Consider the following 21623-nt stretch of genomic DNA (forward strand, 5'->3'; position numbering starts at 1 on the left):
CATCGCACCGACTCGCACAGCGAGCAGCGAAGACCGATGAGCCGTTCCGCTCACCCGGCCGGTCCGCGGCATGCCGACGTGCTGCCCACCGGTGCTCAATCCTCGTCCCGTGAATACACGGGCGCGCTGAGTACGAAGATCTGGCCGGCTTCTGCCAGGCGGAGCGGCGGCGAGGTCCACCTCGGGGGCATCGCGGCCACGGACCTTGTGAAGGAGTTCGGGACTCCCTCGTTCATCCTGGACACCGAAGACCTTCGTTCCCGGGCGCGCACCTACGCCGCCGCTTTCGATGGGGGAGACGTCTTCTATGCCGGAAAGGCGTTCTTGTGCACATCGGTAGCCAAACTCATTGCGGACGAGGGATTGGGAATCGACGTCTGCTCCGGTGGTGAGCTGGCGATAGCGCTGCGCGCTGGAGTAGACCCGGCTCGTTTGGCCTTGCACGGAAACAACAAGTCGCGAGATGAGCTCACCATGGCGGTCGAGTCTGGGGTCGGCCGGGTCGTACTCGACTCTGCCATCGAGATCGAAAGACTCGCCGAGCTCGCCTCTGTCGCAGGGATTCGGCAACGAGTCCTGATCCGGGTCACGGTGGGGGTTGAGGCGCATACCCACGAGTTCATTGCGACAGCCCATGAGGACCAGAAATTCGGTTTCTCCTTGACCAATGGGGACGCGCTGGCAGCGGTCGCCCGCGTGCTCGCCGAACCTTCGCTTGAACTCGTTGGGCTTCATTCCCATATCGGATCGCAGATCTTCGACACTTCCGGCTTCGAAGTCGCTGCGCATCGCGTTGTCGGACTTCTCGCGGCGGTGCGGGACGCTCACGGCGTTGCGCTGCCCGAGATCGATCTCGGCGGCGGCTTAGGGATCGCCTACACCGATGCCGACGATCCAGAGGAACCGGCAGACATCGCCGAGCGATTGCAAATGATCATCGCTTCCGAGTGCGTGCGGTCCGGGCTGCCCCTACCCCGGCTCTCGGTTGAACCGGGTAGAGCCATCATCGGCCCGACGATGATCACCCTGTACGAGGTAGGCACAGTCAAGCCGGTCAGCCTCGATGGCGGGCTGGTGCGAAGCTACATCTCGGTGGACGGCGGTATGAGCGACAACATTCGCACTGCGCTGTATGACGCCGAGTACACCGTGGTGCTGGCTAACCGCGATACTGACGCAGCACCGCAGCTGTCGCGCGTTGTCGGCAAGCATTGTGAGAGCGGCGACATCGTGGTCAAGGACTGCTGGCTGCCGTCCGACGTCCGGCCAGGTGATGTGCTTGCCGTGGCGGCGACAGGTGCCTACTGCTATGCCATGGCCAGCAACTACAACCGCTTGCCGCGCCCGCCAGTCATCGCAGTCGCTGACGGCGTCGCGTCAGTAATTGTGCGACGGGAGCGGCTGGACGAGGTCATGGCAACCGACGTCGGCTGGCAGGTCGGCTACAGACGAGAGAGCGAAGATGCCGCGACAGCGGCGCAGAGCGGCGCCGAAGGGCGCAGTTCGGGGGACGTCGACGAGACGGGATCCCGCGGTATTGAGGCAGACAATCCGATTGATGCGGGAGCCCCGAGATGAGCGTCGTCAACGTCGTGGCCGATCAGGTCGACGTGCCAGCACGAAAGCCTCTGAAGGTGGCCTTGCTCGGTTGCGGTGTCGTCGGCTCAGCCGTGGCACGGCTACTCACCGAGCAGGCCGACGATCTAGCCGCCCGAGTTGGTGTTCCGCTGGAACTTGCGGGGATTGCGGTCCGTCGGCCGAACCGGCACTCCGACGTCCCGGCCGAACTGCTCACCACTGACGCTGAGGCATTGGTCATGAGGGAAGACATCGACCTCGTGGTCGAGGTCATCGGCGGCATCGAGCCGGCGCGCAGCCTGCTCCTCGCGGCGCTCAAATCGGGCAAAAGCGTGGTCAGTGCGAACAAGGCCTTGCTGGCCGAGGACGGCGCCACGTTGCATGCAGCCGCCACGGCAAACGGCGTGGATCTCTATTACGAGGCCGCGGTGGCCGGCGCCATTCCGTTGCTTCGCCCGCTGCGAGAATCCCTCGCCGGCGATCGCATCACGCGTGTGATCGGCATCGTCAACGGCACGACCAATTTCATCCTTTCCCGGATGTCTTCTACCGGCGCGGGTTTTGCTGAAGCACTTGCCGAAGCCACCGCGCTCGGGTATGCCGAAGCCGATCCGACAGCCGATGTCGATGGATTCGACGCCGCAGCCAAGGCCGCGATCCTGGCTGGGCTTGCGTTCCACACCCGAGTCACTGCCTCTGACGTCTACCGGGAAGGCATCAGCGCGGTCACTGCAGCCGATGTTGCAAGTGCTGCGGCGATCGGCTGCACGGTCAAGCTGCTGGCCATCTGCGAACGATCCGGCTCGTCGGCGGACGATGGCGGGGGCTCGGTCTCCGTGCGCGTTCATCCGGCCATGATCCCGCTCTCGCACCCACTCGCGGCCGTAGGCGATGCTTTCAATGCGGTCTTCGTCGAGGCCGAGGCCGCAGGCTCGCTCATGTTCTACGGACGCGGAGCGGGCGGCGAGCCAACTGCCAGTGCGGTGCTGGGTGACCTGGTAGCGGTAGCGCGCAATCGGGTCAGCGGCAGCCGCGGCGCCGGGATGAGCGCGTACGCCGACCTCGCAATCCAACCGATCGGCGAGGTTTCGACGCGCTATCACGTTTCGCTCGATGTTGCCGATAAGCCAGGGGTGCTCGCATCCGTTGCCCAGGCCTTTGCTGACAACGGGGTCAGCATCCAGACCGTACGTCAGGAGGGGCGAGGCGATGCTGCAACGCTCGTCCTCGTGACTCACACAGCAGCCGACGCCGCGCTTGCCTCGACGGTGCAACGGCTTGCACGATATGACTTCATCCGACGCACTGGAAGTGTGATGCGGGTCGAGGGCATGTCCGCGGAGTAGATCGACCTACAGCGCCCAGATTAGCCATAAGCAACAGGGAGATTCTCTCGATGACCGGACGCAAGTATGACGGCTCGGCGTGGCCGGGGCTGATCGAGGCATATCGGAATCGACTGCCCGTTACGGCGAATACTCCGGTGATCACCTTGTTCGAGGGAGGCACGCCGCTCGTTGAGGCCAGCGGATTGTCGGAGCGTGTCGGAGCGCAGGTGTACCTGAAGGTCGAAGGTGCGAACCCGACCGGATCGTTCAAAGACCGTGGAATGACGATGGCCATCTCCAAGGCGGCCGAGGCTGGCGCCAAAGCCGTCATCTGCGCCTCGACCGGCAACACATCGGCCTCGGCTGCCGCTTATGCAGTTCGAGCCGGGATGGTCTGTGCCGTGTTGGTGCCGCAAGGCAAGATCGCCCTCGGCAAGATGGCGCAGGCCCTCGTGCATGGTGCGAAGCTGCTGCAGGTCGACGGGAACTTCGATGATTGTCTGGAGCTCGCACGCAAGCTCGCCGTAGATTATCCGGTTGCACTGGTCAACTCGGTGAACCCGGATCGAATAGAGGGCCAAAAGACGGCGGCGTTCGAGATCTGCGACCTGCTGGGTCGGGCGCCCGATATTCATTGTATTCCGGTCGGCAACGCGGGAAATATCACCGCCTATTGGAAGGGCTATACCGAGTACGCCCGCGACGGGATCGTCGACGGCACTCCTGCCATGTATGGCTTTCAAGCTGCTGGCTCCGCGCCGATCGTGCTCGGCGCACCCGTTCTCAAACCGATGACAATCGCGACTGCGATCCGCATTGGCAACCCCGCATCGTGGTCACAGGCTGAGCAGGCCCGCGATGACTCGAACGGTTTGATCGACTCTGTTACCGACAAAGAGATCCTCGAGTCGTATCGGCTGCTGGCCCGCACCGAGGCAGTGTTCGTCGAACCCGCGTCGGCGGCGAGTGTGGCCGGTCTGATCAAGTCCGCCCGACTGGGGAAGGTCCCCGCCGGCTCCCTGGTGGTCTGCACAGTCACCGGCAACGGACTGAAGGATCCCGAATGGGCGATCGCGGGCGCCCCGGCGCCGGTTACGATTCCGGTTGACGGCCACGCGGCTGCCGTCCAACTCGGGCTGGCATGAGTGGCTGAATCCGCAAGCGTTCGAGGGATGACGCCGAGGACCGCAATGTCCAATCCGCGCTTTGTCGAAACCGAGGTCGCGGTCACAGTGCCGGCTACCAGCGCCAACCTCGGCCCTGGCTTCGATGCTCTTGGGCTCGCGCTTACGCGTTACGACCAAGTCAGAGCGACCGTCACGCCGTCGGGCCTGGAAATCTCGGTTACCGGCGAAGGCGAGGCAGTCATACCTCGCGACGAACGCCATCTCATCGTGCGATCGATGCGAGCCGCGTTCGAGCGGCTCGGTGGCCAGCCCCCGGGATTGCGTCTCAATTGCGAGAACCGCATTCCGCACGGTCGCGGCCTTGGATCGTCGGCTGCTGCAATCGTGGCCGGGGTCGAGCTGGCGCGAGGCCTGGTTGTTGGAGGCAGGGAAATACTCAACGACCAGGACGCACTTGCCTTGGCCTCGAGGATTGAAGGCCATCCCGACAACGTCGCGGCGTGCTTGCTTGGCGGCCTGGCGATTGCCTGGACCGCAGACGGAGTGGCAAGCGCGGTCAGGGTCGACCTGATGAGCGCCTCGGCGGCGAAGACCGGTGATTCGAGCGCCTCGGCGGCGAAGACCGGTGATTTGAGCGCCTCCGGTGTTTGCCCGGTCTTGCTGATACCTCGAGAGGAGTCCGCCACTGAGGCCGCCCGATCGGCCCTGCCGAGCGTGGTCCCGCACGCGGACGCAGCGTTCAATGCGTCCCGATCTGCCTTGCTCGTCGTCGCGATGCAGAGTCGGCCAGACATGTTGATGCGCGCGACCGAGGATCGACTCCATCAGACCTACCGAGCGGCTGCGATGACCCCCAGTTACTCGCTCGTAACAACACTGCGAGCAGCTGGATTTGCGGCGGTGATTTCAGGAGCGGGGTCTACCGTCCTCGTTTTGGCCACGTCGGCTGCCCAAGCGTCGATGGTCGAGCGGTACTGTCCCGCTGGTTGGGAATACGCACCGTTGAACATCGCCGAGGGCGCGCTGCTCAGCTGAGGGGGACCTTGATCGACCGGTTCCTGCGCATTCCCGAATGGGATCAGGAATACGACACACCCCACCCGTGTTGCTCCGGAGACAGGAAAGCGTCTACGCTGACCTCATTCCTCGCGGGACCACGGTTCGTGGAGAAACGCGACGAACGCAGCTCGATGAGCCTGCGATGCCACTCCAAGCGTGTAGAAGTCGTTGATTTCTCTATCTTGGACACACCGCATCTACATGGGCTGGACACTCCAGATTGACCGGTTCGCCGGTCACTTTCCGGCGAAACCCCGCCGATTCCACATCGGCGTACGCCTGCAGTTATCGCTTAAGAGACGGCGTACGACCACCTCGGAAGGATCCGACACCACAGTGACAGAAACCCAGGACCAGCTCGACGTCCTGTCCAGCACCGACGATCAGTCGTCTGGTGCCCCCAAGGAGCAAAACGGCTCTACCGCCCCGTCGGTAGCTCGAGCCAAGCGCCGCTCCGGCTCGCTCTCGGCGATGCTGCTGCCCGAGCTCCAAGCCCTCGCAGGTTCGATGGGCCTGACTACCGGCAAGATGCGCAAGAGCGACCTGATCGCTGCCATCGAGGGCGCAAACCGTGCACCGAGTGACTCCGGCGCTCGCACTGCTCCCAAATCGTCTGGCGCGAAGGCCAGCTCCTCCGACGCGGCCGGAAACGTCGACGCGACCAAACCTTCTCGCGCGCGCCGCTCCGCCAGCCGTGCAGCGGGCGCCCCGCAGGCAGCTCAGCCGACACTGACCGACGAATTCGTCTCGACCACGAGCGCCGACCAGTCCGCTTCGAATTCGGTAAATCCGTTGCGGAGTGACACTCGCGATTCGTCGTCGAGCCTCTCGGAGGTCGAGGCGCCCTCAACACCGGATTCGAATGCCGCCGGTGACGGTCGGACGCAGGCCAACGATGGCACCGCGAACCGGCAGAACGAGCGAGGCGGGCGGAACCGAGACGGTAACGGCGGGTCGCGCAACCAGAACCGCGACGGTAACCAGAACCGTGACGGCAACCGCGACAACCAGAACCGTGACGGCGGCCGTAACAGTCAGAATCGTGACGGCCAAAGCCAGAACAACGGCAGCCAGAACAACCAAGTCCGCGACGGCCAGAACGATGGCGGCCAAAACAATGGCGGCCAGAACCGCGACGGTCAGAACAGCGGTGCTAACCGCAACCAGAATCGCAACGACAACCAGAGCGGCGGTAACCAGAACAGCGGCGGCCAAAACCGCAACGATGGACAAAACCGCAACAACGCCGACGATGACGATGACTTCGGCGGCAACCGGCGTGGCCGCAGATTCCGTGACCGCCGCGGTCGTAACCGCGACCGGTTCGAGGGCGCTGAAGGCTCGACCAGAAGCGGTCGGCAGGACGCCGAGCCGACCATTGGCGACGACGATGTATTGATTCCCGTTGCCGGAATCCTCGACGCGGTTGAGGACAAGAACACTTGGTTCATTCGCACCGCGGGTTATTTCGCAAGTCCCGAGGACGTCTACGTTGCGAACTCTCACGTTCGTCGGTTCGGACTTCGCCGTGGCGACGCTGTCACCGGCATGGTCAAGCAACCTCGTGACGGTGAACGCAAGGAGAAGTTCAACCCCCTCGTTCGGTTGGACAGCGTCAACGGCGTCGATCCCGAACAAGCCAAGCAGCGGGTCGAGTTTACGAAGCTGACACCGCTCTACCCGCAGGATCGGCTTCGCCTCGAGACTGAGCAGAACATTTTGACCACGCGCATCATCGACTTGGTGATGCCCATTGGCAAGGGTCAGCGGGCCCTTGTGGTCTCCCCACCGAAAGCTGGCAAGACGTCTGTGCTGCAGGCAATCGCCAACGCGATATCGGTGAACAACCCCGAATGCCACTTGATGGTCGTCCTGGTGGACGAGCGGCCCGAAGAGGTCACCGACATGCAGCGCTCGGTGAAGGGTGAGGTCATTGCCTCTACCTTCGATCGCCGCCCGCAAGACCACACGATGATCGCTGAGTTGTCGATCGAGCGCGCTAAGCGTCTAGTCGAGATGGGCCACGACGTCGTCGTCCTCCTCGATTCGATCACCCGGCTCGGTCGCGCCTACAACCTGGCCGCGCCGGCGTCGGGTCGAATCCTCTCAGGCGGTGTCGATTCGACGGCCCTGTACCCACCGAAGCGCTTTCTCGGCGCCGCTCGAAACATCGAGGACGGCGGCTCGCTCACGATCATCGCGACTGCGCTCGTGGAAACCGGCTCCACAATGGACACGGTCATCTTCGAGGAGTTCAAGGGCACCGGCAACGCAGAACTGATCCTGGACCGCAAGATTGCCGACAAGCGAGTCTTCCCGGCTATCGACGTGGACAAGTCGGGGACAAGAAAAGAAGAGATTCTGCTCGGCGCTGAGGAGTTGGCCGTCGTGCTCAAGTTGCGGCGCGTGCTACACGCGCTGGACGCGCAGCAAGGCATCGAGTTGCTGCTGACTCAGCTCAAGAAGAGCAGGACGAACATCGAATTCCTGATGCAGATCGCCAAGACTGCTCCTGGAGCAGACGACCGCTGATCGATCTGAGCCGGAAAGTGGCGCCCCAACCCGGTCCTCGTACCGTGTTGGGGCGCCATTCTTTTTGCCTCGCGGAGTTGGCTTGCAGTCGATCGTGCGAATGGAACCAGTCGCGCGTCGCCTCTAGCCATGCGAAGGCCAATCCACGGCGTTGAGGTCAGACTCACAGGTTGAGGGCTGGTGGCCCCGTCTCACGGGGTTGGAGGCCATGCTCAGCAACCGATTTGGCCGCTTTGCGCGGATGCGGGATTCGGCAACCGCGGTGCCGTCGTGGCACCGTGGTAGCCAACCGAGAGTTTGCGCCAGGGAGTTTGACGGCACCGCGATGGGCTGCATCCCGATGGCACCACGTCCGTGGTTCAACACAAGAGGAGTCAATTTTGATGCGCCGAGCGCTGTCAATTCGAACGGCGACTAGGGCTGGGACGGCGGGCGTCGCTGTCGCCGTCGTCGCAGTATTGGCGGCTGCTGGCTGCACGTCCTCCGGCAAGGGAGCTCAGGGTCCTTCGAAATCGACGACCGGTCCGATCACGGTTGCATCGGCGGACTCGAGCGGGGCGATGAAGGCAGTGATCGCGACTTGGAACCAGGCGCACCCCAGCGAAACGGTCACATTGAAGGCGCTTCCGGCGGATGCGGCGAGCCGACGCGATGGTCTTGTGGAGAATCTCCAGCAGCGCTCGGCGGGCTTTGACGTAATCGCCACCGATCTCAGCTCGACCGCCGACTTTGCGGCGAACAAGTGGATCGAACCCCTCACCGGCGATCGCGCGGTGAACACGTCGGGGCTGGTCGCCCCCGTTGTGGCTGCCGGTACCTATGGCGGAGTGCTCTACTCCGAGCCGATCACGGCTGAGACTGGCTTGCTTTACTACCGAAGCGATCTTGTGAAGGCCGCGCCCGCGAACTGGGGTGCGCTGGCGGCTCAGTGCTCGGTCGCTACGGCAGCGAGCATCGCGTGCTTCAGCGGCCAGTACGCCGAAGGGGAGGATCTCACCGACAACGCCATCGAGGCAATCTACGCCGGGGGCGGACACCTTCTCAGCGTCGACGGCAAGTCCGCGGACGCCAACACAGCCGGCACGCGCAAGGGCCTGCAGTTTCTTGCGGACTCCTACGCAAGAAAAGTGATACCGGCATCAGCAATCACCTATCGCACCGACCAGAGCGTCCGCGCCTTCAGCAGCAGTTCGCTGCTCATGCTTCGCGCCGATGCCGATGTATACCCGGACCTGGTAGCGAAGTCGTCATTGGTCAGCGGAAAGTTCAAGGTCGCTGCGCTGCCCGGCGCCACGGGTGCTGCGCCTGCGCCATTTCGCGGTCTCGGCGTGAGCATCAACGTGGCTGGACAGAACCAACAGACGGCATTGGCCTTCACCAAGTACCTCACCTCAGCGGCAGCTCAGCGGATGCTGCTGACGACCGGATCTTTGCCGCCAGCGCTGCAAAGCGTCTACGACGACGCTGCGTTACGGACGAAGTACCCATTCCTCGCCGCGCTTCAACAATCGTGGAAGACAGCTCAGCCCACGGTCGTGAGCCCGGCATACCAGGCGATCAGCGACGCCGTCGCTGACGACGCGTACTCCGTTCTCACCGGTGCCAAGAAGCCGGCGCAGGCTGCCGCAGACCTGCAGACGACGCTCAGTGGTTTGCCACTGAGCTAGCCATCGGCGAGGGAATGTGGGAGCTACGCCAAGCGTTTTGATCAATGTGCCCTCAGCTGGCACACTGTCTGGTTGACGACCCGGTTCCGGTTCACGCTTGTGCATCATTAACGCAGGCGACCCGGCGGCCATAATCGGCACATAATGTGCCAAAGAAGGGAACCACCGTGAAGGACGGCATTCACCCCGAGTACGTGGTCACCAACGTGACCTGCTCGTGCGGAAACTCGTTCACCACCCGCAGCACCGAGAAGTCCGGCTCTATTCACGCTGAGGTCTGCTCAGCCTGCCACCCGTTCTACACCGGTAAGCAGAAGATCATGGACGTCGGTGGCCGCGTGGACAAGTTCGAGAAGCGTTACGGAAAGCGCACCCGCACCAACGCCTAGCTATCTAGACGGCGCTCGTTCTGCCGTGCCTATCGGGCACGCAGGCGGGCGCCGTTTTCTTTGCTCTCTCGACCGCGCTGCTCGGCACCAAGAGCCGCCGCGGTCGGCGAGGTTGATTGCAATTTGGTGCACCAATTCAAGAAGGATGGCCGGCATGGCTCAGGTCGTAGAAGGCGCGGGGACGCTGGCGCAGGTTTTGGTCGAATACGCAGAGACCGAAAAGGCGCTGTCAGATCCATCGGTCCACGCCGACCAGAACGTCGCGAAGCGACTCGGCCGTCGCTACGCTCAGCTCGCTCCCATCGTCGGGTGCGCCCGTGAACTAGATCGGGTACGTGCCGACGAGCAGGCCGCCCGTGAAATGTCAGGCGAGGACGAGGCTTTCGCGGCTGAAGCGCAAGAGCTGGCGGCTCGGATTCCAGAACTGGAAAATCACCTGCGCGAGTTGCTGTTGCCAAAGGATCCCAACGACACCAAGGACGTAATCCTTGAGATCAAAGCCGGTGAGGGCGGCGACGAGTCGGCGTTGTTTGCTGGTGATCTGTTGCGCATGTATCTGCGATATGCCGAGCGACAGGGCTGGATCACCGAGATACTTGACGATGAAGCGACCGATCTTGGCGGCCACAAGTCCGTGACGGTCGCAGTGCGGGCTCGCACACCGGAGGCGCCGGTATGGCAGAAACTCAAGTACGAGGGTGGTGTCCATCGGGTACAGCGGGTACCGGTCACTGAGTCCCAGGGTCGGATTCACACCTCTGCTGCAGGTGTGCTCGTCCTGCCTGAGGCCGAAGATGTCGACGTTGACATTGATATGAACGATCTGCGAATCGATGTCTACCGGTCGTCCGGGCCGGGTGGACAGAGCGTGAACACCACTGACTCAGCGGTTCGGATCACGCACCTCCCGACGGGGACCGTGGTCGCCATGCAGAACGAGAAGAGCCAATTGCAGAACCGCGAAGCCGCCCTTCGGGTATTGCGTGCGCGGTTGCTCGCGCACGCCCAGGAACAGGCCGCGGAAGCGGCCTCAGATGCCCGGCGGCTGCAGGTTCGTACGGTCGACCGCTCAGAGCGCGTTCGGACCTATAACTTTGCCGAGAACCGCATCGCGGACCACCGCGTGAACTTCAAGGCCTACAACCTGGATCAGGTGCTCGACGGTGCCTTGGACGACGTAATCGAGGCACTTACGAAGGCAGACACCGAAGCTGCACTTGCCGGTAACACCGAGCATTGAGTTCTCTCAGCGATCAGCTCAAACGAGCGACGCGCCAGCTTGCCGACGGCGGCGCAGTGAGCCCAGGCCCGGACGCCGAAATCCTGCTCGCCCACGTGCTCGGTCTGCAGCGAGGTCAGCTGCGGGCCTCGATTGCGCGGGGCGACGCGATCACCGCGGCTGGTGCCCAAGACTTCGCTTTCGCAATAAGTCAACGCAAGGCCGGCGTTCCGCTTCAACATATTCTCGGAAGCGCCCCGTTTCGCCACCTGGAATTGCTCGTCGGCCCAGGGGTCTTCATCCCGCGACCGGAGACCGAGCTCATCGTCGACCTTGCGCATCACCAATTGTCCGACGCGTCGCTGGTCGTCGATCTCTGTGCAGGTTCTGGTGCGATAGCTCTGGCGGTGGCGAATGAGTTCCCGTCGGCACGCGTCGTTGCTGTCGAACGCTCAACGGATGCCTCTGATTGGCTCCGCCGAAACGCACAGGCTCGAGCGGACGCGGGGGACCGGCCCATCGAGATCGTGACCGCTGACGTCGCGGCTCCAGATCTGCTATTCGATCTCGCGGGGAAAGTCGATGTCGTGCTCAGCAATCCGCCCTACGTACCGGATCTGATGCGTGGCAGCCTCAGCCGTGAAGTGGGCCACGACCCCGACGCCGCAGTTTTCGCTGGGAATGACGGGCTCGGCCTCATGCCCGCAGTCGCGCTTGCCGCAGTTCGATTACTGAGGCCGGCTGGTTTTGTCGTGATCGAACACGATGAGAGCCAGGGCATTACGCTGCCTGCGCTGTTGCGTTCAGACAGTCGGTGGTCTGCCGTGACGGATCATCTTGATCTTGCCGGGCGCCCGAGGTTCGCCTCCGCAGTTAGGAGCGCGGTCACCCATCGCGCAGCCCTGGCGGAGCGATCGTGACGACTCAGGCAAGATGGTCGCGTGAGTGACATGCTTGATTGCAGTGATCCGGCGAATCGGGCCGATGCCGTTGCCGCGGCCGCTCGGGCCGTCGAAGGCGGTTCGATAGTCGTCTTTCCGACCGACACCTTGTATGGAATCGGCGTCGATGCCTTCAACACCGCCGCAGTGACCGGTTTGCTTGCGGCGAAGGGGCGTGGCCGGGACATGCCGGTCCCGGTGCTCGTCGGGTCGTGGACCACGGTCGACGGCCTCTTGAGCTATGTAACATCTGACACCCGAAATCTGATTGAGGCCTTTTGGCCCGGCGGTCTGACCCTGATCGTCGAGCATGCGCCTTCGCTGGCGTGGGATTTGGGTGACGCCCGCGGCACGGTTGGTATTCGAATGCCCTTGCATCCGGTGGCGCTTGAACTGCTCGAGATCACCGGCCCGATGGCCGTCTCGAGTGCCAATCGGACGAAGATGGCCCCTCCGACCACTGTTCAGCAGGCCTATGACCAGCTCGGCGAGTCGGTGTCGGTCTACCTGGATGGCGGCGAGGTACCTATCGGGCTCCCGTCCACCATCGTTGATCTGACTGGCGATCAGCCACGAATCGTTCGTGAGGGCGCGGTCAGTATCGAAAGTCTGAAGGCCGTTCTGCCGACGATCTCGCTGCCGAACGCGTGAAGTGTGCGACTGACTTGCAGCTGAGCCTGTTTGGCGAGACCCGCGTGTGAGCACCCGGAGCGGATGCGAGCCTTCGTCCCAGGCCAACCGTCGAGCGCTAATCTCTGCGTTGAGCTCGAATAGCGGGAGACGAGTAGAAGGGCAGCCGGACTAGACGTGCACCCATCACTCGAATATGCCCTGGTCGGCTGCATCGCCGCGATAGGGACTTATCTCTTTACCCCGGTGGCCCGACAAATTGCCACCAAGTGGGGTGCGGTAGCCAAGCCCCGGGATCGTGATGTTCACGCCGTCGACACGCCACGGTTGGGGGGCACCGCGCTGCTCGTGGGCTTCGCGGTGGCGATGGTGATCGCGCATGCGCTGCCCACGCTGCGCAGCACCTTTGCTGACGGCACCGAGATCAACGGTGTTCTGTGGGGCGGCTTGATCATCTGCGCGGTTGGTGTCATCGATGACCGCTACGAGCTGGATTCGTTGACCAAGTTCGCCGGGCAGGTACTGGCGGCCGCGGTGATGTCGATCGTGGGCGGCATCCAGTTGCTCACTTTGTACGTCCCTTGGGGGCACACCGGCATCGTGCTAGACCGCGACGCCAGCGTGGAGCTGACCATTCTGCTAACGGTTCTGACTATCAATGCAATCAACTTCATCGACGGGCTGGACGGCCTTGCAGCCGGTGTGACCGCGATTCAAGGCATTGCGTTCTTTGCTTACAGCTATCACCTCGCGGCCGCCGGCAATTTCGGGATCGCCGCAGCACCAACGCTGATCTGTGCTGGGCTCGTAGGCGTTTGCCTGGGATTTCTGCCACACAATTTTGCGCCTGCTCGCATATTTATGGGCGACTCGGGGTCGATGCTCGTCGGACTGATGTTGTCGGCGGCGGCCACCACGGCGGTCTCCAAAGCTGATCCGCAAACCCTTGGCCGTGCTGGCGCGCTACCCCTTTATCTGCCACTTATTCTGCCGATCGCGGTGCTGGCCCTGCCGTTCGGCGATCTGCTCCTTGCGGTCATCCGGAGGCTGCGACGCGGGCAGTCTCCATTTGCTCCCGACAAGGAACATCTTCATCATCGTTTGATGGATCTCGGGCACACTCACCGCCGAACTGTCCTGCTGCTGTACTTCTGGTCGGCGGTACTGGCTTTCGGGGCGGTCGCGATGGCATTGACCACCCAGGGGCCGTGGCTGGTTGTAGCGGTTATCGGCACCTTGCTCGTTGCCGGCTTACTGTTTACGGCCATCCCTCGACTACGGTCAGCTCGGTAGTGACCACAGTCATGCCAAGCACGGCACCTTCCACGTTCGGCGCTGGACGATCTGGCGGTGGGCCCTACTGTCTGTCGCAGCCGTATCCGGCGGCTTGGGTTTCGCCTTGTTGAGCGATGCGGGTACCCGAGCCGGCCTGAGTTACCTCGGAGGTCTCGCACTGGTCGTAGGTGCGTTTGAGTTCGGCTCGTTCAACATTCGATTCACCGGCAAATACCTGCCCAGCCTGACCCTCGTGGTCGCGATGTTGAGCTACGCGACAACCGGAATCGCGTTGGCGCTCGTATTGGCCGCATCCAGCCCGCGCGTCGTCGACGGTGCAGCCATTGCCAGCGGCTTGTTTACGGGCATTGTGGTCTGGATTGGAACCGAAATCATGCGCACCAGGGTGCGGTCGTAACGCCCTTGTACGCCTGTTAACATTTCGATCAGATGAACCGTCCCTCAGAACCCGGCGCTCCGGCGCCGGGCGGTGATCCGTGGGCAGCGTTCGGCTACCTTGTGGCCGGCGTAGCTATCTATGGCTTCATCGGCTGGGGATTGAGCGTCTGGCTCCACGCCGAATACTGGATTCCGATCGGGATTCTGGTCGGCGCGGGTTTTGGGCTATACCTAGTATTCGCCCGATACCTGATTCGTGGGCCAGACGGGCACGCGAGCGATTCGACCACCAGCACGACCACCGACGATGCAGCCCAAGCACAACGGCCAGATAGTAATGACCGAGGAGAGACTGCGTGAGCCACGCCGTAAGCGGTGTCCTTGCAGAAGGATTCCATGCACCCGGACCGATCGACTTCTTCTTTCCTGACTTCACAGGTAAGTCATGGAATGAGAGCGGTTACGACGTCCTGCTGACGAAATCGTCAGTGCTGCTCGTCCTGGGCGCTGTGGTTGCGTACCTCTTCCTAGCGGTCACATCCCGCAATGGCGCTGTCGTGCCGACGAAAAGCCAATACTTGGGCGAGCAGGCCTATAGCTTTGTCCGCAATGGCATTGCGCAGGACGTGATCGGCGGCAAGGACTTCAAGCGGTTCGTTCCTTTGCTCGTATCGCTCTTCTTCTTCATCCTGGTCAACAATCTTTTCAGCATCGTTCCCGTCTTGCAGTTCGCGCCGTTTTCGCGAGTGAGCTTCGCCTACGGCATCGCCGCCATGGTATGGATCATCTACAACGCCGTCGGAATCATGGACAAGGGATTCTTCGGCTACCTGAAGGCGACGACCATTCCCGCAGGCGTCCCCGGGTGGATCCTGCCGCTGTTGATTCCGCTGGAATTCCTGTCGAACATCCTGATCCGTCCGATCACGCTGTCGCTGCGACTGTTCGCGAACATGTTCGCCGGCCACCTGCTCATCATTCTTTTCTCGACCGGTGGCGCCTACCTTCTGCTCGATGCAACCGGGTCCATAGTGCTCAAACCGGCAGGCGTGCTCGCCTTTGCTCTTGGCGTCTTGATCGGATTCCTGGAAGTGGTCGTTGCGCTCCTGCAGGCCTACGTCTTCACGTTGCTGACAGCGCAGTACATCCAGGGCGCTCTGGCCTCGGAACACTAATCCGCTAGACCGGTATAGCTATACCCGCGCACCGTGCGCACCACGAATAAGGTCACTATCGGCCAGACTGGCCGAGAAACGAAAGGAAACCCTCATGGGTGGCACGCTCAACATGGTTGGCTACGGCCTCGCGGCAATCGGCCCGGGTGTTGGTATCGGCCTCATCTTTGCCGCGTACATCAACGGGACTGCTCGCCAGCCCGAGATGCAGAGCCGGTTGCAGCCGATCGCTATCCTCGGCTTCGCACTCGCCGAGGCGCTCGCGATCATCGGTATCGCGCTGGCTTTCGTCCTCAAACCGTAACTGGCCGCGGCAGCACCGAGCAATGGGGATCCGAACATGACATCGATCTTTGCAGCGGACACGACCACCACGGAAGAACCGAATCCGCTTCTTCCGCACGTGTCCGAGATCGTCCTCGTGCTGATCATCTTTGGGCTGCTGTTCCTGCTGGTCCGCAAGTACATCGTTCCCGCCTTCGAGAAATCGTTCGCGGAACGGCGAGACGCCATCGAGGGTGGTATCGAGCGGGCCGAGCAGGCGCAGGCCGAGGCAGCGCGCTTACTTGAGCAGTACAACGCCCAACTAGCTGAGGCGCGTGCCGAGGCGGCGCAGATCCGCGAGGGTGCGCGCGCAGAGGCGCAGCGCATCGTTGAAGATTTGCGTGCCCAGGCGCAAGAAGAATCAGGACGGATCGTTGCGCGGGGTGCCGAGCAACTTGCAGCACAGCGCAGCCAAGTCGTCCGCGAGCTGCGTGGCGAAATCGGCACGCTGGCGGTTGAGCTGTCGGAAAAAATAGTCGGCGAGCGGCTTTCCGATGATGCTGCGGTGCGAAGCACGGTCGATGCGTTCCTGGCCGACATCGAACGCCAGCAGGCTAGCGGCACCGCCGGTTCCCCCGGAAGCCCCGGTGGTCCGGCATGATTCACGCCGCCTCACGTCAGGCACTCGCGGATGTCCGCGAGGGTCTGAACGGCGTGCTGGAAGGTCTCGCCTCACAAGGCGGAACTGCTGAGCGAGACCTGGCCAGCGAGCTTTACGCGACTGCGGATTTGCTTGCGCACCAACCGCGGTTACGGCGAACGCTCGCCGACCCTTCGACCGATTCGGCTACTCGTGGTGAGCTTGCTCGGTCGCTGCTTCGCGGGCGTATCGGCGAGCCTGCGGTGGATCTCGTGGTGTCGGCCGTTACGAGCCGTTGGTCATCTGCCTGGGACCTGACCGACAGCTTGGAGATCCTCGCGGATGACACGCTGCTGGCTTCGGCCCAGCAACAGGGTCGTCTGGACACAGTCGAGGACGAGCTGTTTCGGTTCGAACGCATTCTCGAGACCGCCTCCGGCCTTACCTCCGCGTTGGACGAGGCGGTAGTGCCGGCCGAGCGTCGGGTCGCGCTTCTGCACTCGGTTTTGGACGGCAAGGCCGATTCCATCACTATCGAGCTGCTGGCTCACGCCGTGTCGACCGGACGCAAGCGCAGCATCCAACTGGCAATCGACGACCTTCTCGAGGCAAGTGCCGTCCGGCGCGACCGGTCCGTCGCCCGAGTGGTCTCCGCGAGTGAACTCAGCCAAGAGCAGACCGAGCGCCTCGGCTCGATCTTGACGAGCATCTACGGTCGGCCAATAAACGTGCGAACTGCGGTCGACCCTTCGATAAAGGGCGGCCTGGTTGTGCGCGTCGGCGGCGAGGTAATAGACGGCACAGTTGCGACCCGGCTGGCCGCGGCGCGGTCGGCCCTGGCCGGCTGAAGTTGTAGTCGGCGAAACCGCGGTGCCAAGCAAGAGCATCACAGCATTACGCAAGCAAGACAGCATTGAGCAAGACAGCATTGAGCAAGACAGCAGCAGAATGAAGCAGACTGACCCACACGGCATATCTAGCGATCGAGATTGAGGAACCAAGATGGCTGAGTTGACGATCTCCGCCGATGAGATCCGGAGTGCGCTCGAGGGCTATGTGTCCTCGTACTCGCCCGAGGCCTCGCGCGAAGAGGTCGGCGTGGTTGCCGACACCGGTGACGGCATCGCCCACGTCGAGGGCCTACCCAGTGCCATGACCAACGAACTCCTGGAGTTCGAAGGCGGCACTTTGGGGTTGGCGCTGAACCTCGATGTCCGTGACATCGGGGTGGTCATCCTTGGTGATGCCTCCCAGATCGAAGAAGGACAGGCCGTCAAGCGAACCGGAGAGATCCTTTCGGTGCCGGTCGGCGACAACTTTCTCGGCCGCGTCGTCAACCCGCTCGGAGTTCCGATCGATGGCCTCGGTGACATCGTCGCCGACGGGCGCCGCGCGCTTGAGTTGCAGGCACCTACGGTCGTCCAGCGCAAGGAGGTACGCGAGCCGCTGCTCACCGGCATCAAGGCGATTGATGCGATGACGGCAATTGGGCGTGGCCAGCGTCAGCTGATCATCGGCGACCGCCAGACAGGCAAGACCACAGTTGCTCTCGACGCGATTATCAATCAGCGTACGAACTGGAAATCTGGAGACCCTAAGCAACAGGTTCGCTGTATCTACGTTGCGATCGGTCAGAAGGGCTCGACGATCGCGGCCGCGAGGAACACCCTCGAGGAGGCAGGCGCCCTCGAGTACACCACCATCGTTGCCGCCCCCGCCTCGGATTCGGCCGGCTTCAAATACCTCGCCCCGTACACCGGCTCGGCCATCGGCCAGCACTGGATGTACGCCGGCAAGCACGTCCTGATCGTCTTCGACGACCTCTCCAAACAAGCGGAGGCCTACCGCGCAGTGTCCTTGCTGCTTCGCCGCCCGCCCGGTCGTGAGGCCTACCCCGGCGATGTGTTCTACCTACACTCGCGCCTTCTCGAACGCTGCGCAAAGCTCTCTGACGAACTCGGCGGCGGTTCCATGACTGGTTTGCCGATCATCGAAACCAAAGGTAACGACGTGTCGGCTTACATCCCGACCAACGTTATTTCGATCACCGACGGCCAGTGCTTCCTCGAGACCGACCTCTTCAACGCAGGCGTCCGGCCAGCTATCAACGTCGGTATTTCGGTGTCGCGAGTCGGTGGGTCTGCTCAGACCAAGGCACTCAAATCGGTCGCCGGGCGACTTCGCGTGGATCTTGCCCAGTACCGCGAGCTGGAGGCGTTCGCGGCCTTCGGGTCAGACCTCGACAAGGCCAGCCAACAGCAGCTGCAACGAGGTTCGCGTCTGGTGGAGCTGCTCAAGCAACCCGCGTCATCTCCGTTCTCGCCCGAGAAGGAGGTCGTTTCGATCTGGGCCGGGACAACCGGTGAGCTCGATGATCTCGAGGTTGCAGACGTTCGACCGTTCGAGGCTGCGCTGCATGATTACATTGCCCACAGCAAGCAAGAGATCTTCGACGCCATCATCAACACTGGCCAGCTGAGCGATGACACGATAAGTCTGCTCGAGGCTGCAACGGCTGAGGTCAAGGCCCAGTTCAAGGCAGACAAAGCTGCTCAAGCGGACGCGAAGTCGTAGCTGATGGGCGCTCAGCTTCGGGTTTATCGGCGGCAGATCAAGTCGACCCAGTCGACCCAGAAGATCACAAAGGCGATGGAGCTCATCGCCGCGTCGCGGATTGTCAAGGCGCAGAACCGGGTCAACGCGGCCCGGCCGTACGCCGATGAGCTCACGCGCGCTCTTCGGGCGCTTGGTACGGACACCTCGCTCAAACACCCGTTGTTGACCGGGACGGAAAACCCAAAGCGGACCGGCATCCTGGTGGTGACTTCAGACCGCGGTCTTGCTGGCGGGTACAGCGCGAACGCAATCAAGAAAGCAAACGAACTCAGCGATGAGGTTCGTGCGGCCGGCAAAGAGCCCGTTCTCTACGTCATCGGTCGCAAAGGCGTCGGCTTTTACCGCTTCCGTCAGATCGCTATCGCCGAGAGTTGGACCGGATTCTCCGAGCAGCCGACGTTCCTCGACGTCCGCGACGCGACGGAAACGGTCGTCTCGGCCCTCGAGGCCGGCAGCGAAGGCCAGTCGCACGATTCCGCGGGCATCGACGAGTTGTACGTCGTCTACACCCGTTTCGAATCGATGGTCACACAGACGCCAGTCGCAGTTCAGGTGGCGCCCGTTCGTCACGCCGAGGGCGCGCTGGTGTCAGACGACGCGAGCGAACAGTCTGAGCTCGGCCCGTCCTACGATTTCGAGCCGGAGCCCGAGGAATTGCTCGGTGCGTTGTTACCGCGGTACATCAGCGCGCGCATCTTCTCGGCCCTGCTGGAGTCAGCAGCATCTGAGTCGGCGGCTCGGCGACGCGCAATGAAGTCCGCCTCCGACAATGCATCCGATCTGATCAAGACCTACACACGGTTGGCGAACCAGGCTCGCCAGGCCGAGATCACCCAGGAAATCAGCGAGATCGTCGGCGGCGCCGACGCTCTCGCCGCAGCAGGAAGTGACCAGTAGATGACCACTCTCTTCGAAGATTCCGTCTCAACCGACACGACGGCCCCAAGTGTGGGCCGAGTGGTCCGCGTTACGGGCCCCGTGATCGATGTCGAGTTTGGCCGGAACAACATTCCTGGCCTCTACAACGCCCTTACGGTTGAGGTCGAACTCGGCGAGCTTTCCAAGACGCTGACTCTCGAGGTTGCGCAGCACATCGGTGACGACATGGTGCGCGCGATCGCCCTGCAGCCCACCGATGGCGTTGTTCGTGGGGCCGAGGTGACCGACACGGGCGGCCCGATCACCGTGCCGGTTGGTGACATCACCAAAGGCCACGTCTTCAATGCTCTGGGCGTACCGCTTGATGAAGCTGGCAAGAACCTCGAATTTCCCGAGCGCTGGTCGATTCACCGTGACCCGCCGCCATTCGACCAGCTCGAGTCCAAGACCGAGCCGATGTGGACCGGTATCAAGGTCATCGATCTGCTCACCCCGTACGTGACTGGTGGCAAGATCGGGCTCTTCGGCGGTGCCGGTGTGGGCAAGACCGTGCTCATCCAGGAAATGATCTACCGCGTCGCAGAGAACTTCGGTGGTGTCTCTGTCTTCGCCGGGGTGGGCGAGCGCACTCGCGAAGGCAATGACCTGATCGCCGAGATGACCGATTCCGGTGTTCTCGACAAAACGGCCTTGGTATTCGGACAGATGGACGAGCCGCCGGGCACTCGCCTGCGGGTTGCGCTGTCGGCCTTGACCATGGCGGAGTACTTCCGTGACGTGCAGGGTCAGGACGTGCTGCTCTTCATTGACAACATCTTCCGCTTCACCCAGGCGGGGTCCGAGGTGTCCACACTGCTCGGCCGCATGCCGTCGGCCGTGGGTTATCAGCCGACGCTTGCCGATGAGATGGGCCAATTGCAGGAGCGCATCACCTCTACGCGTGGTCACTCGATCACCTCCATGCAGGCGATCTACGTTCCCGCCGACGACATCACCGACCCGGCTCCGCACACCGCCTTCGCTCACCTCGATGCGACGACCGTGTTGTCTCGTCCGATCTCGGAGAAGGGCATCTACCCAGCCGTCGATCCGCTGGACTCGACATCACGCATTCTGGATGCCCAGTACATTGGCCAGGAGCACTACGATGTCGCCCAGGAGACGAAGCGGATCCTGCAGCGTTACAACGAGCTGCAGTCCATCATTGCCATTCTTGGCATCGATGAACTCTCCGAGGAAGACAAGATTCTGGTCGGGCGCGCCCGACGAATCGAGCGTTTCCTTTCGCAGAACACATTCGTGGCCAAGCAGTTCACGGGGATCGAGGGCTCGTTCGTTCCGATCGAGGAGACGATCGACGCGTTCAAGCGTCTGGCAGCCGGGGACTTCGACAGTTACCCAGAGCAGGCGTTCTTCATGTGCGGCGGCATCGAGGATCTTGAGCAGAAGGCACACGAACTCAACAACGCCTGAGCTCAGTGATCGGTAAGGGGAGCGCCAATGGCTAACACAATGCAGGTTGAACTGGTCTCGGTAGAGCGGCCGATCTGGTCAGGCGAGGCCACCGCGGTGTACGCACGTACCAGCGAGGGCGAGATTGGCGTGATGGCCGGTCACGCACCCTTGCTCGGTGCTCTTGCGCCGGGATGGCTTGTCCGGATTCAGCAGGCGGACGGGGTCGAACAGCGAGTGGCCGTTCACGGTGGTTTCCTCTCCGTTCGGGAGGACGGTGTGTCAGTGTTAGCTGAGATGGCCGAATCGGCGGACGAGATTGACGTAGCACGTGCTCACGCGGCGCTCGAACGAGCAGGTTCGGGGTCCGGCGAGTCGACTGTCGCGGCACGAGATCGGGCTCTCGCCCGATTGCGCGCAGCGGGGGAGCAAATCTAACGCAACACGGGCCGC

20 protein-coding genes and 1 pseudogene are annotated in these 21623 nt (G+C 62.6%); all 21 read left to right on the forward strand.

From position 1 onward, the window contains the following. Window positions 1–36: 36 nt before the first annotated feature. Window positions 37–1431 (forward strand): annotated as a pseudogene (gene lysA / locus ACSMXN_RS10845) (diaminopimelate decarboxylase); the annotation flags it as partial. 143 nt (window positions 1432–1574) lie between these two features. Further along, window positions 1575–2924, forward strand: coding sequence for a homoserine dehydrogenase (locus ACSMXN_RS10850; protein WP_022912255.1), 1350 nt, complete (start codon window positions 1575–1577; stop codon window positions 2922–2924). Between the two features lie 50 nt (window positions 2925–2974). Further along, entirely contained in the window at window positions 2975–4051 is a 1077-nt protein-coding gene (gene thrC, locus ACSMXN_RS10855) for a threonine synthase (RefSeq protein WP_022912256.1), read from the forward strand. A gap of 27 nt (window positions 4052–4078) precedes the next feature. After that, window positions 4079–5068 carry a homoserine kinase gene (thrB, locus tag ACSMXN_RS10860; protein WP_196811194.1) on the forward strand — a complete coding sequence of 330 codons (990 nt, stop codon included), beginning with the start codon at window positions 4079–4081 and terminating at the stop codon, window positions 5066–5068. A 360-nt stretch (window positions 5069–5428) separates the two neighbouring features. Beyond that, entirely contained in the window at window positions 5429–7624 is a 2196-nt protein-coding gene (gene rho, locus ACSMXN_RS10865) for a transcription termination factor Rho (RefSeq protein WP_027139177.1), read from the forward strand. A gap of 383 nt (window positions 7625–8007) precedes the next feature. Next, window positions 8008–9291 (forward strand): extracellular solute-binding protein, encoded by a 1284-nt coding sequence (locus tag ACSMXN_RS10870; RefSeq protein WP_022912259.1) that lies wholly within the window; start codon window positions 8008–8010, stop codon window positions 9289–9291. 167 nt (window positions 9292–9458) lie between these two features. Further along, window positions 9459–9680 (forward strand): 50S ribosomal protein L31, encoded by a 222-nt coding sequence (rpmE, locus tag ACSMXN_RS10875; RefSeq protein ID WP_027139179.1) that lies wholly within the window; start codon window positions 9459–9461, stop codon window positions 9678–9680. Between the two features lie 154 nt (window positions 9681–9834). Next, window positions 9835–10920 carry a peptide chain release factor 1 gene (gene prfA / locus ACSMXN_RS10880; RefSeq protein ID WP_027139180.1) on the forward strand — a complete coding sequence of 362 codons (1086 nt, stop codon included), beginning with the start codon at window positions 9835–9837 and terminating at the stop codon, window positions 10918–10920. Continuing rightward, window positions 10917–11819 carry a peptide chain release factor N(5)-glutamine methyltransferase gene (gene prmC, locus ACSMXN_RS10885; RefSeq protein WP_022912262.1) on the forward strand — a complete coding sequence of 301 codons (903 nt, stop codon included), beginning with the start codon at window positions 10917–10919 and terminating at the stop codon, window positions 11817–11819. The genes prfA and prmC overlap by 4 nt, the downstream gene beginning before the upstream one ends. A 21-nt stretch (window positions 11820–11840) precedes the next feature. Then, a complete protein-coding gene (locus tag ACSMXN_RS10890; protein WP_027139181.1) occupies window positions 11841–12491 on the forward strand; it encodes an L-threonylcarbamoyladenylate synthase in 651 nt (216 codons plus the stop codon). A 156-nt stretch (window positions 12492–12647) separates the two neighbouring features. Then, window positions 12648–13763, forward strand: a complete 1116-nt coding sequence (locus tag ACSMXN_RS10895) for an MraY family glycosyltransferase (protein ID WP_022912264.1) — start codon at window positions 12648–12650, stop codon at window positions 13761–13763. After that, complete coding sequence (locus tag ACSMXN_RS10900) at window positions 13714–14163, forward strand: hypothetical protein (RefSeq protein WP_455407748.1); 450 nt, start codon at window positions 13714–13716, stop codon at window positions 14161–14163. The genes ACSMXN_RS10895 and ACSMXN_RS10900 overlap by 50 nt, the downstream gene beginning before the upstream one ends. A gap of 32 nt (window positions 14164–14195) precedes the next feature. Further along, window positions 14196–14504, forward strand: a complete 309-nt coding sequence (locus ACSMXN_RS10905) for a hypothetical protein (RefSeq protein ID WP_022912266.1) — start codon at window positions 14196–14198, stop codon at window positions 14502–14504. Beyond that, on the forward strand, window positions 14501–15319 hold the full coding sequence (gene atpB, locus ACSMXN_RS10910; protein WP_022912267.1) for a F0F1 ATP synthase subunit A: 819 nt from the start codon (window positions 14501–14503) through the stop codon (window positions 15317–15319). Before ACSMXN_RS10905 ends, atpB begins: the two co-directional genes overlap by 4 nt. A gap of 94 nt (window positions 15320–15413) precedes the next feature. Beyond that, window positions 15414–15623 carry an ATP synthase F0 subunit C gene (atpE, locus tag ACSMXN_RS10915; protein ID WP_022912268.1) on the forward strand — a complete coding sequence of 70 codons (210 nt, stop codon included), beginning with the start codon at window positions 15414–15416 and terminating at the stop codon, window positions 15621–15623. A 36-nt stretch (window positions 15624–15659) separates the two neighbouring features. Next, window positions 15660–16244: a F0F1 ATP synthase subunit B gene (locus ACSMXN_RS10920; RefSeq protein WP_022912269.1), complete on the forward strand. Its 585-nt coding sequence runs from the start codon at window positions 15660–15662 to the stop codon at window positions 16242–16244. Beyond that, window positions 16241–17071 carry a F0F1 ATP synthase subunit delta gene (locus tag ACSMXN_RS10925; RefSeq protein ID WP_022912270.1) on the forward strand — a complete coding sequence of 277 codons (831 nt, stop codon included), beginning with the start codon at window positions 16241–16243 and terminating at the stop codon, window positions 17069–17071. The genes ACSMXN_RS10920 and ACSMXN_RS10925 overlap by 4 nt, the downstream gene beginning before the upstream one ends. A gap of 154 nt (window positions 17072–17225) precedes the next feature. Further along, window positions 17226–18797 (forward strand): F0F1 ATP synthase subunit alpha, encoded by a 1572-nt coding sequence (gene atpA, locus ACSMXN_RS10930; protein ID WP_022912271.1) that lies wholly within the window; start codon window positions 17226–17228, stop codon window positions 18795–18797. Between the two features lie 3 nt (window positions 18798–18800). Next, window positions 18801–19736, forward strand: coding sequence for a F0F1 ATP synthase subunit gamma (locus ACSMXN_RS10935; RefSeq protein WP_022912272.1), 936 nt, complete (start codon window positions 18801–18803; stop codon window positions 19734–19736). Continuing rightward, complete coding sequence (gene atpD / locus ACSMXN_RS10940; protein ID WP_022912273.1) at window positions 19737–21191, forward strand: F0F1 ATP synthase subunit beta; 1455 nt, start codon at window positions 19737–19739, stop codon at window positions 21189–21191. It begins immediately after the preceding gene. A 27-nt stretch (window positions 21192–21218) separates the two neighbouring features. Beyond that, window positions 21219–21608: a F0F1 ATP synthase subunit epsilon gene (locus ACSMXN_RS10945; protein WP_022912274.1), complete on the forward strand. Its 390-nt coding sequence runs from the start codon at window positions 21219–21221 to the stop codon at window positions 21606–21608. Window positions 21609–21623: the final 15 nt, after the last annotated feature.

This window comes from Parajatrophihabitans canadensis (assembly GCF_053764775.1).